General features: G+C 67.9%; 11 protein-coding genes and 1 tRNA gene. 6 read left to right on the top strand and 6 right to left on the bottom strand.

Going from position 1 to position 15436, the window contains the following annotated elements:
• Positions 1 to 4485 carry a glutamate synthase large subunit gene (gene gltB / locus VA613_RS14535; RefSeq protein WP_324779735.1) on the bottom strand — a complete coding sequence of 1495 codons (4485 nt, stop codon included), beginning with the start codon at positions 4483 to 4485 and terminating at the stop codon, positions 1 to 3.
• 224 nt (positions 4486 to 4709) lie between these two features.
• On the opposite strand from gltB, the gene VA613_RS14530 reads away from it, so the two are divergent.
• Positions 4710 to 5558 carry an endonuclease/exonuclease/phosphatase family protein gene (locus VA613_RS14530; RefSeq protein ID WP_324779734.1) on the top strand — a complete coding sequence of 283 codons (849 nt, stop codon included), beginning with the start codon at positions 4710 to 4712 and terminating at the stop codon, positions 5556 to 5558.
• Positions 5559 to 5583: 25 nt separating this feature from the next.
• Here VA613_RS14530 and VA613_RS14525 read toward each other — a convergent pair whose 3' ends face one another.
• From VA613_RS14525 to lgt, 4 genes are all read right to left on the bottom strand, one after another.
• Entirely contained in the window at positions 5584 to 6153 is a 570-nt protein-coding gene (locus tag VA613_RS14525) for a hypothetical protein (RefSeq protein WP_324779733.1), read from the bottom strand.
• Between the two features lie 235 nt (positions 6154 to 6388).
• A tRNA-Ala gene (locus tag VA613_RS14520) sits at positions 6389 to 6464 on the bottom strand.
• A 25-nt stretch (positions 6465 to 6489) separates the two neighbouring features.
• Positions 6490 to 6852: a VanZ family protein gene (locus VA613_RS14515; RefSeq protein ID WP_324779732.1), complete on the bottom strand. Its 363-nt coding sequence runs from the start codon at positions 6850 to 6852 to the stop codon at positions 6490 to 6492.
• Positions 6849 to 7631, bottom strand: a complete 783-nt coding sequence (gene lgt / locus VA613_RS14510; protein ID WP_324779731.1) for a prolipoprotein diacylglyceryl transferase — start codon at positions 7629 to 7631, stop codon at positions 6849 to 6851. The genes VA613_RS14515 and lgt overlap by 4 nt, the downstream gene beginning before the upstream one ends.
• Positions 7632 to 7724: 93 nt before the next feature.
• Between lgt and ilvD the strand changes: the two genes are divergently transcribed.
• Together ilvD and VA613_RS14500 are read left to right on the top strand one after the other, a co-directional pair.
• A complete protein-coding gene (gene ilvD, locus VA613_RS14505; protein ID WP_324781263.1) occupies positions 7725 to 10502 on the top strand; it encodes a dihydroxy-acid dehydratase in 2778 nt (925 codons plus the stop codon).
• A 17-nt stretch (positions 10503 to 10519) separates the two neighbouring features.
• The gene (locus VA613_RS14500) at positions 10520 to 11125 is read left to right on the top strand and encodes a ParA family protein (protein ID WP_324779730.1); all 606 of its coding nucleotides are present in this window, start codon (positions 10520 to 10522) and stop codon (positions 11123 to 11125) included.
• A 68-nt stretch (positions 11126 to 11193) separates the two neighbouring features.
• Here the strand turns inward: VA613_RS14500 and VA613_RS14495 are convergent, their stop codons facing one another.
• Positions 11194 to 11772, bottom strand: a complete 579-nt coding sequence (locus VA613_RS14495) for an ankyrin repeat domain-containing protein (protein ID WP_324779729.1) — start codon at positions 11770 to 11772, stop codon at positions 11194 to 11196.
• Between the two features lie 74 nt (positions 11773 to 11846).
• Between VA613_RS14495 and VA613_RS14490 the strand changes: the two genes are divergently transcribed.
• From VA613_RS14490 to VA613_RS14480, 3 genes are all read left to right on the top strand, one after another.
• Positions 11847 to 13862 (top strand): thioredoxin domain-containing protein, encoded by a 2016-nt coding sequence (locus tag VA613_RS14490; RefSeq protein ID WP_324781262.1) that lies wholly within the window; start codon positions 11847 to 11849, stop codon positions 13860 to 13862.
• A gap of 195 nt (positions 13863 to 14057) precedes the next feature.
• Entirely contained in the window at positions 14058 to 14855 is a 798-nt protein-coding gene (locus tag VA613_RS14485; RefSeq protein WP_324779728.1) for a DUF2189 domain-containing protein, read from the top strand.
• A gap of 138 nt (positions 14856 to 14993) precedes the next feature.
• Positions 14994 to 15323, top strand: coding sequence for a c-type cytochrome (locus tag VA613_RS14480; protein WP_324779727.1), 330 nt, complete (start codon positions 14994 to 14996; stop codon positions 15321 to 15323).
• Positions 15324 to 15436 lie beyond the last annotated feature (113 nt).

Raw genomic sequence — 15436 nt, 5'->3', positions numbered from 1 at the left:
TTATGCTTCCAATGCTTCTTTGGCCTGGCCGGGGAGATCCTCGACCAGGTCTTCAATCGAAATGCGCTTCGGCTTGACCAGCCACACCTTCGCCAGCGTGGCGTCGAAATCGGCGAGCAGCGCCTTCGCGCGCGCACTGCCGGTGAGCCCGTGGTGGCGCTCGATCTGGCCCTTGAGGAAGACGCGATAGGGCTCGGTGTCGTTGCTCGTGATGCGCGTGACCTCGACCATCTCCTTGTTGAGCCTGGAGACGAAATCGCCGGCTTCGTCGACCACGAAGGCCATGCCGCCCGACATGCCGGCGCCGAAGTTGAGGCCGGTGTCGCCGAGCACGATCACGGTGCCGCCGGTCATGTATTCGCAGCCGTGGTCGCCGATGCCTTCCACCACCGCCAGCGCGCCCGAGTTGCGCACGCCGAAGCGCTCGCCGCCCATGCCCGCGGCGTAGAGCTCGCCGCCGGTGGCGCCGTACAGGCAGGTGTTGCCGATCAGCGTATTTCGATGGGCGTCGAAGGTCGCGGCCTTCGGCGGGAAGATCACCAGGCGGCCGCCGCCCATGCCCTTGCCGACGTAGTCGTTGGCGTCGCCTTCGAGCGTCAGGGTCAGGCCCTTGTGGTTCCACACGCCGAAGCTCTGACCGGCCGAGCCCGCGAGGTCGATGCGGATGGTGTCGTCGGGCAGGCCGTGGGCGCCGTGTGCCTTGGCGATCTCGCCCGACAGGCGTGCACCGATCGAGCGGTTGACGTTGCGCACTTCATAGCGCAGCTCGACCGGCGTGCCCGCCCTGATCGCGCCGATCGCGTCGGCGACCATGCGCTCGGCGAGCTCGCCCTTGTCGAACGAGGGGTTGCGTTCCTGCTGCGCGAAGCGCGGCGCATCCGCCGGGATGTCGCCCTGCGAGAGCAGCACGTCGAGCTTCAAGCGCCCCTGGCGCGGCGTGTCGCCGGCGGAGACGTCGAGCAGGTCGGTGCGGCCGATGAGGTCGGTCAGCTTCCTGATGCCGAGGGACGCCATCAACTCGCGCGTCTCCTCGGCGACGAACTTGAAGTAGTTCACCACCATGTCGGGCAGGCCGATGAAGTGCTCCTTGCGCAGCTTTTCGTTCTGCGTGGCGATGCCGGTGGCGCAGTTGTTGAGGTGGCAGATGCGCAGGTACTTGCAGCCCAGCGCGACCATCGGGCCGGTGCCGAAGCCGAAGGATTCCGCGCCGAGGATCGCCGCCTTGATGACGTCGAGGCCGGTCTTCAGGCCGCCGTCGGTCTGCACGCGGACGCGGCCGCGCAGGCCGTTGGCGCGCAGCACCTGCTGCGCCTCCGAGAGGCCGAGTTCCCACGGCGAACCGGCGTACTTCACGCTGGCCAGCGGGCTGGCACCGGTGCCGCCGTCGTAGCCGGAGATCGTGATGAGGTCGGCGTAGGCCTTGGCCACGCCTGCGGCGATCGTGCCGACGCCGGGCTCGGCGACGAGCTTCACCGACACCTGCGCGTCGGGGTTGACCTGCTTGAGGTCGAAGATCAGCTGCGCCAGGTCCTCGATCGAGTAGATGTCGTGGTGCGGCGGCGGCGAGATCAGCGGCGTGCCCGGCTTGCAGTGGCGCAGGGACGCGATCATCGGCGACACCTTGTCGCCCGGCAGCTGGCCGCCTTCGCCGGGCTTGGCGCCCTGGGCGATCTTGATCTGCAGCACCTCGGCGTTGACCAGATAGGTCGCGGTGACGCCGAAGCGGCCCGAGGCGACCTGCTTGATCTTGGAGGTCTTGGCCGTGCCGTAGCGCTTCGGGTCTTCGCCGCCCTCGCCCGAATTGGAGCGGCCGCCGATGCGGTTCATGCCCTCGGCGAGCGCCTCGTGCGCTTCCGGCGACAGCGCGCCCAGCGACATGCCGGCCGAGTCGAAGCGCTTGAGGATGGATTCGAGCGGTTCGACTTCCTCGAGCGGGATTGCCTGCGCGCCGTCCTTGAGCTTCATCAGGTCGCGGATCATTGCGACCGGGCGGGTGTTCACGATCTCGGAATATTTCTTGTACTCGGCGTAGTCGCCGGTCTTCACCGCCTTCTGCAGTTGCTGCACCACGTCCGGGTTGTAGGCGTGGAATTCCTCGCCGAACATGAACTTCAGGAGGCCGCCGGCCGACAGCGGCTTCAGCGGATTGAACGCGGTTTTGTGCAGCAGCTTCTGGTCGGACTCGAAATCCTCGAAATCGGCGCCCGAGATGCGCGACACGGTGCCCCTGAGGCACAGTTCGACGACGTTCTCGTGCAGGCCGACGCCCTCGAACAGCTGCGCGCCCCGGTAGCTCGCGACGAGCGAGATGCCCATCTTCGACAGCACCTTGTAGAGGCCCTTGTCCATGCCCTTGCGGTAGTTCGACAGCGCCTTGTCGAGGCCGGGCTTGATCTCGCCGGTCTTCACGAATTCGCCGATGACCTGGTAGGCGAGATACGGATACACCGCGGTCGCGCCGTAGCCGATCAGGCAGGCATAGTGGTGCGGGTCGCGCACGGTGCCGGTCTCGACGACGATGTTGGCGTTGCAGCGCAGGCCGGCCGCGATCAGCGCATGGTGCACCGCGCCGGTGGCGAACAGCGCATGGATCGGCAGGCGGTCCTTGGCGAGATTGCGGTCGGACAGCACCAGGATGACCTTGCCCGACTTCACCGCGTCGACCGCGCGCGCGGTCAGCGCCTTGATCGCGGCTTCGAGCGAGGTTGAAGCCGGGTCGTAGTGCAGGTCGAGCGTGAACGGCGCGAAGGCCGGGTCGTTCAGGTTCAGCAGCTTGTCGAAGGCTTCCTTCGACAGCAGCGGCGTGTGCACCTCGACGCGGTGCGCGTGCGCCGGGGTTTGCTCGAACAGGTTGCGCTCGGGGCCGAAGGCCGTGTTGAGCGACATCACGATCGCCTCGCGGATCGGGTCGATCGGCGGGTTGGTGACCTGCGCGAACTGCTGGCGCAGGTAGTCGAATGGCGAACGGACCTTTTGCGAAAGCACGGCCATCGGCGTGTCGTCGCCCATCGAGCCGATCGCCTCGGCGCCGTCCTCGGCGAGCACGCGGATGATCTGGTCGCGCTCCTCGAAGCTCACGTTGAAGAGCTTCTGGTGCGTCAGCAGGCTCGCCGCATCCATCACCGCCATGTCGGCGTCCTGGTTCAGCGAGAGGTCGAGCTTCACGGCGTTCGACTTCAGCCACTCGCGGTAAGGGTGCGCACCCTTGAGCTCGTTGTCGATGTCTTCCGGCATCAGCAGGCGGCCGGTCTCGAGGTCGGCGGCGACCATCTGGCCGGGTTTGACGCGGCCCTTGCGGTCGACGTTGGCGGGATCGATCTGCCACACGCCGACTTCCGAGGCGATGGTCAGGATGCGGTCCTTGGTCAGCACCCAGCGCGCGGGGCGCAGGCCGTTGCGGTCGAGCGTGCAGACGGCGTAGCGGCCGTCGGTCAGCACGATGCCCGCGGGGCCGTCCCACGGCTCCATGTGCATCGAGTTGTATTCGTAGAACGCGCGGATGTCGGCGTCCATCGACTCGACGTTCTGCCAGGCCGGCGGAATCACCAGGCGCAGCGCGCGGAAGAGGCCCGCGCCGCCCATCACCAGGCCTTCGACCATGTTGTCGAGGCTCATGGAATCGGAGCCCTTGGTGCCGACGATCGGGCGGATCGCGTCCATGTCGGCGATCAGCGGGGTTTCGAACTTCTGCTCGCGCGCACGGCTCCAGTTGCGGTTGCCCTGCACCGTGTTGATCTCGCCATTGTGCGCGAGGTAGCGGAACGGCTGCGCCAGGCGCCACTGCGGCCAGGTGTTGGTCGAGAAGCGCTGGTGGAACACGACGAGAGCAGAGGCGAAGCGCGCGTCGTTGAGATCCGGGTAGAACACCGGCAGGTTGGCCGGCATCACCAGGCCCTTGTAGCTGATCACGCGGCACGACAGCGTCGGCAGGTAGAACACCGGGTCGCTCGCTTCCAGCGCCTTTTCGGCCTGGCGGCGGCCGATGTAGAGCTTGCGCTCGAAGTCGTCCTCGCTCATGCCGGCGGGCGCGTTGACGAAGACCTGCTCGAAGTGCGGCAGCGACTCCAGCGCCGATTCGCCGCACACGGACGCATCGGTCGGCACCAGGCGGAAGCCGGCGACGACGAGGCCCTGCGCTTCGAGCGCGGCCTTCAGCGTGGAACGCGCGTGCGCCTGCGGCGCGGCGTCGCGCGACAGGAACACCAGGCCGGCGGCGTAGAGGTTGCCGAGCGCGAAGCCGGCCTCGGCGGCGACGGCACGCAGGAAGGCGTCGGGCTTCTTGAACAGGAGGCCGCAGCCGTCGCCCGACAGGCCATCGGCCGCGATCGCGCCGCGGTGGGTCATGCAGGCCAGCGAGCCGATCGCGTTCTGCACCAGCGTGTGGCTGGGCTGATTGTCGATCTGCGCAATCAGGCCGAAGCCGCAGCTATCCCGTTCGAAATCGGGCGAATACAGCGTCCCGTCCAGCCAGCGTTGTCGTTCCATGTTTCCGTGAGCCCAGATAGCAGCGGCCTGCCCATTGGGCAAGCCGCACAAAATTCAAGCGAAAAGTGCGGCATTTTAATCCCGTCCGCCGGCCGGGGCAACGTGCCGACGGCCAAGGCCCCGAAGCGGCAAGGGTTTAGCTGGCGATGGCCTCATCGCATGCGAGCGTCGCCGCCGCGGAAAATTCCTTGCCTATGCTGACGGCAGGGGCTTTGGAGATCGCGATGAAACTGCTGAGCTGGAACATCCAGTGGGGACGCGGCATGGATGGTCGCGTCGACCTTGCGCGCGTCGCGCAAACGATCCGCGCGCTGGGCGACTTCGACGTCGTCTGCCTGCAGGAGGTCGCGGTCAACTTCGGCGCGCTGCCCGGCAGCCGCGCCGAGGACGAAATCGCCGAGCTCGCCGCCCTGCTGCCCGGCTACACGCCGGTCTTCGGCGTCGCCACCGATGTCCCCGACGGCCGCGGCGGCCGCAGCCTGTTCGGCAACGCGATTTTCTCGCGCCTGCCGGTGGGGCAGGTCTGGCGGCACCTGCTGCCGTGGCCGGCTGAAGTCGACGTGCCGAGCATGCAGCGCATCCTGGTCGAGGCCGTGGTGCAGGCCGACGTGGGGCCGCTGCGCGTGATGACCACGCACCTGGAGTACTACTCGCAGCGCCAGCGCGAGAGCCAGATCGACGCGATCCGCCGCCTGCATGCCGAGGCCTGCGCGATGGCGGTGCGCGATCCAGTACCGGAAGAGCAAGGCGGGCCGTTCGAGGTGTTCGCCCGTCCCCGCGAGGCGCTGCTGTGCGGGGACATGAATTTCCCGGCCGGCGCACCCGAGCGTGCGCGCATCCTCGTGCCGTTCGGCGGCGAGGTGCCCGCGTTCCACGACGCCTGGTCGGTGTTGCACCCGAACGCGCCGCATGCGCCGACCGTCGGCATCCACCCCGTCGACTTCGTCAAGCAGCCGGAGTGCTTCGATTTCGTCTTCCTCACCGACAGGCTGGCGCCGCGCCTGCGCGCGCACGGCATCGACGCCGCAACGACGGCATCGGACCATCAGCCCGTGTGGGTGGAACTGGCCTGAGGGGCCGGCCCGCAGGCGACGCGCCTCAAGGCGTCGCGTGGTCCTTCGCGCCGTCCCCCTCGAACGCCTTGTCCGCGGCCTCCTTGGTCGCTTCCATCGCCTTGCGCGCGGCATCACGGGTTTCCTCGGCCGCCTTCCGGGCCGCCTCCGCGCCGGAGTGGGCGTATTGCTTCGCGGTCGCTTCGGCCTTCGTCACTGCCGTGCGGGTCGCGCTGGCGGCCTTCCTGGAGGAGTCCTCCAGCCTGCGCGCCGCTTCCTTGCCGGTCGCCGTCGCCTTGCGCGTCGCCAGCGCGGCCTTGTGGGCGGCATATTCGGCGGCCTTCGCGGCATCCCGTGCCGCCTCGCGGGCCGCATTGGCGGTCTTCTGCGAGGTGTCGCCAACCGCCTGCTCGGCCTTGTCCAGGGCCTGCCGGGCGGCATCGGCTGCCTTGCGCGCGGCTTCCCTGGCTTCCTCGGCCGCCTTCTTCGCGCCGTCTTCCGCCTTCGACGTGGCGGTCCCGGCACCCGTGGCGGGACTGGCGGCGGGCGTCTCGGCAGACCACGCATTGGCTCCCGCGAGCATGAAAGACAGAATCAACCATGACTTGAGCTTCATTGCTTTCTCCTTGCAGGGGGAGCGGGGGGGCGCCAGGATGGCCTCGTCGTGCCCGGGCTCCGGATGATCGAATCGGCCGCAGAGCCGTGCGCAGGCGCGTCGTGCGGCTCCCCTTCGAGGCGGCGGTTCATGGGCCCATCATAGACGCCCGGTGCCCGTTGTGCGGGGCAAAGCGTGGCGCTCGCCGGGACGAAGAAAAGAAAAAGGCCAGGGCATTGCCTGGCCTTCTTGAATTTGGTGGAGCGGAGGAGGATCGAACTCCCGACCTTCGCATTGCGAACGCGACGCTCTCCCAGCTGAGCTACCGCCCCAAAAACGTGAGGGCGGATTATAGCCTCAGCGGCGAAAAGCGGGAAGCCGGGTGAGGAAGACGGGCAGATTGGGCAGCAGGCGCGCGGCGAGCCACCCTGCCGTGACACCGACGCCGTCGGCCAGGGCGTCGAAGACATCGGGGTCGCGGTCGGGGGTGAGGCCCTGCAGCAGTTCGATGAGGACGCCGAGCGCCAGCACGGCAGCGGCAAGCCTCCAGCGCTGGCGGACGACCACCTGCGCCCACCAGAACATCAGCACGGCATAGCCGGCTATGTGCACGTACTTGTCGGTGTGGCCGCGTTCGGCAAAGAAGGGCGGGATCAGCGACAGCACCAGCGCGGCGGCGATGCCGAGCCAGCCGGCCGCCTTCCAGAGTCGCGCGATCATGCGCGTCGCAGCGCCCAGCGCAGCATCACGATGCCGGCGACGATCATGGGCATCGACAGCCACTGCCCCATCGACAGGCCGAGACCGAGCAGGCCGAGGAAGCTGTCGGGTTCGCGGGCGAATTCCGCGAGGAAGCGCAGACTGCCGTAGCCAATCAGGAACACGCCCGACACGGCGCCCATGGGGCGGGGCTGCCTCGAATACAGCCAGAGGATCGCGAACAGCAGCAGGCCTTCGCCGGCAAACTCATAGAGCTGCGAGGGGTGGCGGGGAATGCCGTCGCCGGCCTGCGGGAAGATCATGCCCCACGGCACGTCGGTGGCGCGGCCCCACAGCTCGCCGTTGATGAAGTTGCCGAGCCGGCCGGCAGCGAGGCCGAGCGGCACCAGCGGGGCGATGAAATCGGTGACCGCGAGCCAGCGCAGCTTGTGGCGGTGCGCGAACAGCGCCATCGCGACGATGACCCCGAGAAAGCCGCCGTGGAAGCTCATGCCGCCCTGCCATACCTTGATGATGTCGAGCGGGTGCGCGAAATAGTCGCCCGGCTTGTAGAACAGCACGTAGCCGAGGCGGCCGCCGAGGATGACGCCGAGCACGCCGTAGAACAGCACGTCGTCGAGCATTTGCTGCGTCCACCCGGTCCAGGGCCGGTGCGCGATGCACCAGCGGCCGAGCAGGATGACCTGGATGAAGGCGACGAGGTACATGAGGCCGTACCAGTGGATGGCGACAGGCCCGAGCTGCAGGGCGACGGGATCGAATTGGGGGTGGACGAGCATGGGGGCAGGGGCCAGGGTTCGGGAATCAGGATTCAGGGAGTCAAAGCGCGAGTAAAATGGCCGGTCGATTATAGATTGCCACGAGTGACCATCATGCCCGACTATCGTTCCTGGACCACCACCCGCGGCCGCAACATGGCCGGTGCCCGCGCGCTGTGGCGCGCCACCGGTATGAAGGACGGCGATTTTTCCAAGCCCATCATCGCGATCGCGAACTCGTTCACCCAGTTCGTCCCGGGCCATGTGCACCTCAAGGACATGGGCCAGCTGGTCGCGCGCGAGATCGAGGCGATGGGCGGCGTGGCCAAGGAATTCAACACCATCGCGGTCGACGACGGTATCGCGATGGGCCACGGCGGCATGCTGTATTCGCTGCCGTCGCGCGACCTCATCGCCGACTCGGTCGAATACATGGTCAACGCGCATTGTGCCGACGCGCTGGTATGCATCTCCAACTGCGACAAGATCACGCCCGGCATGCTGAACGCCGCGCTGCGCCTCAACATCCCGACCGTGTTCGTCTCCGGCGGCCCGATGGAAGCCGGCAAGGTGGTGTGGGAGAAGCAGACGATCAAGCTCGACCTCGTCGACGCGATGGTGTCGGCGGCCGACGCGGCGTTCAGCGACGACAAGGTCAACCAGCTCGAGCGCTCGGCCTGCCCGACCTGCGGCTCGTGCTCCGGCATGTTCACCGCCAACTCGATGAACTGCCTGACCGAGGCGCTCGGCCTCTCGCTGCCCGGCAACGGCTCGCTGCTGGCGACCCATGCCGACCGCAGGAACCTCTTCCTCGCCGCCGCACGCCTGATCGTCAGGAACACGCGCCGCTACTACGAGGACGGCGATACCCGCGTGCTGCCGCGCGCGATCGCCAGCTTCGACGCCTTCGAGAACGCGATCGCGCTCGACATCGCGATGGGCGGCTCGACCAACACCGTGCTGCACCTGCTGGCCGCGGCGCACGAGGCCGGCGTCGACTTCACCATGGCCGACATCGACCGCATGAGCCGCCGCGTGCCGCACCTCGCCAAAGTGGCGCCGTCGATCCAGACCTACCATATGGAAGACGTCCACCGCGCCGGCGGCGTGATGGCGATTTTGGGCGAACTCGAGCGCGGCGGCCTCGTCCACCGCGACGTGCCGACGGTTCTCCACAAGACGCTGGGCGAGCAGATCGACGTCTACGACATCCGCCGCACCAACAGCAAGGACGTCAAGGACTACTTCCGCGCCGCGCCCGGCGGCGTGCCGACGCAGACCGCGTTCTCGCAGGACCGCCGCTTTGCCAAGCTCGACGACGACCGCGTGAACGGCTGCATCCACGACATCGAGCACGCCTATTCGAAGGACGGCGGCCTCGCGGTGCTGTACGGCAACCTCGCGGCCGACGGCTGCATCGTCAAGACCGCAGGGGTCGACGAAAGCATCTGGAGCTTCTCGGGCCCGGCGCGCGTGTTCGAATCGCAGGACGCCGCGGTCGCCGCCATCCTCGGCGACCGGATCAAGCCCGGCGACGTCGTGGTGATCCGCTACGAGGGCCCGCGCGGCGGCCCCGGCATGCAGGAGATGCTGTACCCGACCAGCTATCTCAAGTCGAAGGGCCTCGGCAAGGCCTGCGCACTGATCACCGACGGCCGCTTCTCCGGCGGCACCTCGGGCCTGTCGATCGGCCACGCCTCGCCGGAAGCGGCCGAAGGCGGCACCATCGGCCTGGTCGAGGAAGGCGACATGATCGACATCGACATTCCCAAGCGCAGCCTCAACGTGCGTCTCGACGACGCCGAGCTTGCGCGCCGGCGCGCCGCGATGGACGCGAAGGGCGCGCAGGCCTGGAAGCCGGTCAACCGCGCGCGCGAGGTCTCGGCCGCGCTGCGTGCCTACGCCGCGATGACGACCTCCGCGGCCTTCGGCGCGGTGCGCGACGTCAGCCAGGTCGAGCACCCGACCGAGGCGCAGGTGCACGCCGACCCGCTGGCGCGCTTCGCGATCCCTGGCCAGCTCAGCTTCCGGATCGGAGCAGGCGGCCTGACCTACGCCGACATCGACAACCACGGCGGCCGCGCGACGATCTGCCTGCAGGGCGCGCACGTGGTGAGTTACCGGCCCAAGTCGCAGCAGACCCCGGTGGTGTGGGTGTCGGACGCCGCCAAGTTCGCGCCTGGCAAGTCGATCCGCGGCGGCGCGCCTGTGTGCTGGCCGTGGTTCGGCGCGCACGACACGGAATCCGGCTATCCCGCGCACGGCTTCGCGCGCACCGTGCCGTGGACGGTGACCGGCAGCCGCAAGCGCAACGACGCCAGGACCGAGATCACGCTGCAGCTCGTCGACACCGACCAGACCCGCGCGCAGTGGCCGCATCCCACCCGCCTCACGCTGACCGTGATCGTGGGCGACAAGCTGGAACTGCGGCTCGCCACCACCAACGAAGGCAATGCGCCGGTGAAGATCGGCGAGGCGCTGCATACCTATCTGCAGATCAGCGACATCGGCGGGGTCAGCGTCCTCGGCCTTGAAGGCGCGACCTTCCACGACAAGGTCGACAATTTCGCGACGAAGAAGCAGAGCGGGGCGATCGGCTTCGCCGGCGAGGTCGACCGCGTCTACGTCGACACGCCGGCCGACTGCGTCATCGTCGACAACGGCCTCAAGCGCCGCATCCGCATCGCCAAGCGCGGCTCGCAGTCCACCATCGTGTGGACGCCGTGGACCGAGAAGGCCGAGAAGATGGGCGACATGGGGCGCGGCAAGTCGGGTTCAGGCTGGCGCGAGATGGTGTGCGTCGAGTCGGGCAACGCGATGGACAACGTCGTCACCGTGGCGCCGGGCGAGACGCACACGCTCGCGGTCACCTACAGCGTCGAGCCGCTGTAAGGGCAGGAGCAAGCGCCATGCGCGTCATCCTGGTGGCCAATCCCAAGGGCGGCAGCGGCAAGACGACGCTGTCGACCAACCTCGCCGGTCATCTTGCGGCCAAAGGCGAGCGCGTGGCGATGCTGGACCTCGACCGCCAGAAGTCGGCGACGCAGTGGCTGGCGATGCGCGATGCGGCATTGCCGGAGATCGAGCTGCTGCGCGAGGGGCAGAAAGGCGCCAGCGACTGGCTGGTGATCGACTCGCCCGCCGGGCTGCACGGCAAGAACCTCGAGCGCGCGCTGAAGCTCGCCCACAAGGTGGCGGTGCCGATCGCGCCGTCACTGTTCGACATCCGCGCCAGCCAGGATTTTCTCGCCGCGCTGCATGCCGAAAAAGCGGTGCGCAAGGGCCACGCCTTCGTCGGCGTGGTCGGGATGCGCGTCGACCCGCGCACCCGCGCCGGCGTGACACTTGAGCAATTCATGGCGCGGCAGGACCTGCCGGTGCTGGCGTACCTGCGCAACACCCAGCACTATGTCAACGCCGCGTTCGAAGGGAAGAGCCTGTTCGACCTGCCGCATCACGTCGCCGAGCGCGATCTCGAGCAGTGGCAGGGGCTGATAGCCTGGCTGGAAGCCTAGGGGTGTGATTTCCCTCGCCGCGCTTGCGGGAGAGGGGGCGAACGCGCGCAGCGCGCGCCCTAACCGATTTAATGCGTCGTCGGTTTCATCAGGTTGACCACCTGCGGCTTCACCACACTCTTGGTCGACGAGCACGAACCGTCTTCCGATACGCCGAGCTGGCGCTCGGCCTCGGTCAGCAGATTGATCACGTCGACGTAGAACTTGTCGTTCGCCATCAGGCGCGCGGTGCGGCCGCCGTCGTTGGTGGCGAGCACGTCGGCGCCATTGTTGATCAGCCATTCGACCACCGCGCCGTCGCCGCCGCCGGCTGCCAGCATCAGCGGCGTGATGCCGAAGAAGATGCGCTCGTCGAGATTGGCGCCGGCCTTGTGCAATATCTCGACCACCTCGACGTAGCCGCGCTCGGTGTCGCCGTTGTAGGCGGCCTTGGCGAGTGCGGTCCAGCCCTGCGGCGACTTGGCATTGACGTCGGCGCCGGCGGCGATCAGCACCTCGACGGCGGCGACATGGCCGCCATGGGCGGCGTGCATCAGCGCGGTCTCGCCGGCTTCGTCGGTGGCGTCGTGCGCGGCGCCGGATTCGAGCAGCGCTTTGACGCGGGCGGCGTCGCCCGCCTGGGCGGCAGCGAACAGTTCCTGGGACATGGGGGGCTCCTGCAATTTCGGTGGAGCTCAGCGTACAATTGTTGAGCGATTTAATCAACTATTAGCCCGTGACCATGCCCAACCGCCTCGCCACCGAACCCAGCCCCTATCTCCTGCAGCATGCGGACAACCCGGTCGACTGGTATCCGTGGGGCGAAGAGGCGCTGGAGAAGGCGCGCCGCGAGGACAGGCCCATCCTGCTGTCGATCGGCTATTCGGCCTGCCACTGGTGCCACGTGATGGCGCACGACTGCTTCGAGGACGCGGAAGTCGCAGCGGTGATGAACCGCCTGTTCGTGAACATCAAGGTCGACCGCGAGGAGCGCCCCGACCTCGACCAGATCTACCAGGCCGCGCACCAGTTGCTCGCCGGGCGCGGCGGCGGCTGGCCGCTGACGGTCTTCCTCACGCCCGACCAGACGCCGTTCTTCGCCGGCACCTATTTCCCGAAGACGCCGCGCTACAACCTGCCGGGTTTCATTGATCTCATGGAGAACGTCGCCCGGGCCTGGCACGAGCGGCGCGGCGAAGTACTCGCGCAGAATGCGGCGCTGCGCGAGGCGCTGGCCGAGCAGCAGCCGGCCGCGGGCGGCGACGCTCCGCTCACCGCAGCGCCGCTCGCCCAGGCCGTGCGCGATCTTGCCCAGGCCTTCGATCCGGTGTGGGGCGGTTTCTCGCGCGCGCCCAAGTTCCCCCGCCCGGGCGAACTGTTCTTCCTGCTGCGCCGGGCGCAGGCGGGCGATGCGCAGGCGCGCGACATGGCGCTGCTCACTCTCCGCAGGATGGCGTCGGGCGGCGTCGTCGACCAGCTCGGCGGCGGCTTCTGCCGCTATTCGGTCGACGAGCAGTGGGCGATCCCCCATTTTGAAAAGATGCTCTACGACAACGGCCCGCTGCTGCAGCTCTACGCCGACGCCTGGGCGATGACGGGCGAGGCGCTGTTCAGGGACACGGCCGAAGGCATCGTCGGCTGGCTCTTGCGCGAGATGCGCGCGCCCGAGGGCGGCTTCTACTCGGCGCTCGACGCCGACAGCGAGGGCCACGAGGGCCGGTTCTACGTGTGGACGCCGGACGAAGCGCGCGCGCTGCTGAGCGCGGAGGAATGGTCGGTGGCGGCGCCGGTCTACGGCTTCGATGCGCCGCCCAATTTCGAGAACACGCACTGGAATCCGATCCTCGCCAAGCCGCTCGCCGAGGTCGCCGCGTCGCTCGGCATTCCAGCAACCGGGGCGGCACAGCGGCTGGCGAGCGCCCGTGCCAGGCTCTTCGCCGCGCGCGAAAAGCGGGTGCGTCCCGGCTGCGACGACAAGCAGCTCACTGCCTGGAACGCCCTGATGATCGCCGGGCTGGCGCATGCCGGCCGCGTCATGCAGCGGCCCGACTGGGTCGCCGAGGCGCACGCCGCGCTCGATTTCGTGCGCGCGAAACTGTGGCGCGACGGCCGCCTGCTGGCGAGCTGCAAGCAGGGCGAAGCGCGGCTCAACGGCTATCTCGACGACTATGCCTTCCTGCTCGACGCGCTGCTGGAAGCGCTGCAGGCGGGTTTTCGCGAACAGGATCTCGCCTGGGCGTGCGAACTCGCCGACGCGCTGCTGGCGCATTTCGAGGATGCCGAGTCGGGCGGTTTCTTCTTCACCAGCCACGACCATGAGGCATTGATCACCCGGCCGAAGCCCGGCTACGACAACGCCACCCCCTCGGGCAACGGCGTCGCCGCATTCGCGCTGCAGCGGCTCGGCCACCTGCTTGGCGAGGCGCGCTATCTCGACGCCAGCCAGCGCTGCCTGCGCCTGTTCCACGCCCATCTCACGCAGATGCCGGTCGCCTATCCGACGCTGCTCGCCGTGCTCGACGAGGCCCTCGTCCTACCGCGCGTGATCCTGCTGCGCGGCCCGCAGCCGGCGCTCGGCGAATGGGTGGACGCGCTGGCACCAAAGCTCGGCGTCCGCGACATGCTGTTCGCGCTCCCCAATGGCGCGGCGCTGCCGGCGGCGCTGGCCAAGCCCGAAGCCGACCGGCCCACCGCCTGGGTGTGCAGCGGCACCGCCTGCCAGCCGCCGGTGACTGCGCTCTCCGGCCTGCTCGCGTAGCCGTCTATCAGCGTTTGCTATTAGGAACCCGGCACCGCGCCTGCTATCAAACAGAAGGACGCTGAATCATCGGGGTCCCGGTGCGTGCGCGAGCTGCGGTGCGAACGGAATCGAGACGCAGCCGTTTGCCCCGCGCCTGCCGAGGGGACGTGTTCAGTGTTTCCGTCGTGGATCTGTTTGTCTTCAGGAGCGATCATGAGCACACATACCGGACCTGCCGTCTTCCATCCCCAAGCCGCCCGCATGAACCTGCCGGGCATCCGCAGCGTGACGGCCGACCAGCCTTTCCGCTGGCTGCGTGAGGGTGCCGCGGATCTCGCCCGGGCCTGGCCGCTGAGCCTGTTCTACGGCATCCTGTTCGCCGTGCTGGGCTACGCGCTCGTGCATGCCGCCGAGGACAAGCCGCATCTGGCGATGGCGCTGATGTCGGGCTTCCTGTTCGTCGCGCCGGTGCTGGCGACGGTGTTCTACTGCGTGAGCCACCGGCTGGAGCACCACCACAAGCTGCCGCAGTTGTTCACGCCGCTGCTGTCGTGGCGCGCCAACCCCGGGTCGCTCGGACTTTTCACCGTGATGCTGCTGTTCGTGCTGATTTCGTGGGAGCGCATCTCGGCCATTCTTGTCGCGCTCTTCCTGAACGGCTCCGGCATCGGCGGACTGTCCGACCTGCTGAGCCTCGATGCCGTGCAGCAGCACCTGAGCTTCGTGCTTGCCTACTTCGCCTTTGGCGGCGTGCTGGCGCTGATGATCTTCAGCCTGTCGGTGGTGTCGCTGCCGATGATGCTGCATCGCAGGGTCGACTTCGCCACGGCGCTGGTGACGAGCTTCCTGGCGACCCGGCTCAATTTCCCGGTGATGCTGCTGTGGGGCGTGACCATCGCCGTGCTGGTCGCGATCGGCATGGCGACGAATTTCATCGCCATGGCGGTGATCTTTCCCTGGCTGGGCCATGCCAGCTGGCACGCCTACCGCGCGCTGATCGAACGCGAATAGGCCATCGAAACCAAGATTCCATCCGGGCCGGGTAGGAAATGCCCAGCCCGCCATCTTGCGTGGAAGGGGATTTTCCTTAATATGGCAGGGGCGACGCTGTCCTTAACCCGCCTGTCGAGACTTCCACGGAGATTGCTGATGATGAACAAAGTGCTGATGACCGCAGCGTCCGCTGCCCTGTTGATGATGTCCGGTCTGGCTGCTGCCGACGACGCGAGCGCCGGCATGGCCCTGGCCCAGAAGAACGCCTGCCTGTCCTGCCACGGCGTGGACAAGAAGATCGTGGGCCCGGCGTACAAGGACGTCGCCAAGAAATACGCGGGCGACAAGGGTGCCAAGGCCCGGCTGATGGCCAAGGTCAAGGCCGGCGGCAAGGGCGTGTGGGGCGAGATCCCCATGCCGCCGAACCCGCAGGTCAGCAACGCGGATCTCGACAAGATCGTCACCTGGGTGCTGAGCCTGAAGTAAGCCGCTTCCGCATGACCTGAACGCAGGGCCGGCCCAGCGCCGGCCCTTTGCTTGGCGGCCCCGCGGAAAGCCGGCCGCCGCGGCCTTTGTGGTATAAATCCCGGGTTTCAGTT

Origin of the sequence: Thiobacillus sp. SCUT-2 (assembly GCF_035621355.1) — a bacterium.
In the GTDB taxonomy this organism is placed as follows: domain Bacteria; phylum Pseudomonadota; class Gammaproteobacteria; order Burkholderiales; family Thiobacillaceae; genus Thiobacillus; species Thiobacillus sedimenti.
The sequence above is the reverse complement of the archived record's forward strand: the minus strand, read 5'-3'. Positions and strand labels throughout refer to the sequence as shown.

What these genes read in the sequence shown, in the direction of transcription:
- VA613_RS14500 (WP_324779730.1), top strand. Translation starts at nt 10,520, where the DNA reads ATGCGCGTCATCCTGGTGGCCAATCCCAAGGGCGGCAGCGGCAAGACG.
- gltB (WP_324779735.1), bottom strand. Translation starts at nt 4,485, where the DNA reads ATGGAACGACAACGCTGGCTGGACGGGACGCTGTATTCGCCCGATTTC.
- VA613_RS14530 (WP_324779734.1), top strand. Translation starts at nt 4,710, where the DNA reads ATGAAACTGCTGAGCTGGAACATCCAGTGGGGACGCGGCATGGATGGT.
- VA613_RS14515 (WP_324779732.1), bottom strand. Translation starts at nt 6,852, where the DNA reads ATGATCGCGCGACTCTGGAAGGCGGCCGGCTGGCTCGGCATCGCCGCC.
- ilvD (WP_324781263.1), top strand. Translation starts at nt 7,725, where the DNA reads ATGCCCGACTATCGTTCCTGGACCACCACCCGCGGCCGCAACATGGCC.
- VA613_RS14485 (WP_324779728.1), top strand. Translation starts at nt 14,058, where the DNA reads ATGAGCACACATACCGGACCTGCCGTCTTCCATCCCCAAGCCGCCCGC.
- VA613_RS14495 (WP_324779729.1), bottom strand. Translation starts at nt 11,772, where the DNA reads ATGTCCCAGGAACTGTTCGCTGCCGCCCAGGCGGGCGACGCCGCCCGC.
- VA613_RS14525 (WP_324779733.1), bottom strand. Translation starts at nt 6,153, where the DNA reads ATGAAGCTCAAGTCATGGTTGATTCTGTCTTTCATGCTCGCGGGAGCC.
- lgt (WP_324779731.1), bottom strand. Translation starts at nt 7,631, where the DNA reads ATGCTCGTCCACCCCCAATTCGATCCCGTCGCCCTGCAGCTCGGGCCT.
- VA613_RS14490 (WP_324781262.1), top strand. Translation starts at nt 11,847, where the DNA reads ATGCCCAACCGCCTCGCCACCGAACCCAGCCCCTATCTCCTGCAGCAT.
- VA613_RS14480 (WP_324779727.1), top strand. Translation starts at nt 14,994, where the DNA reads ATGATGAACAAAGTGCTGATGACCGCAGCGTCCGCTGCCCTGTTGATG.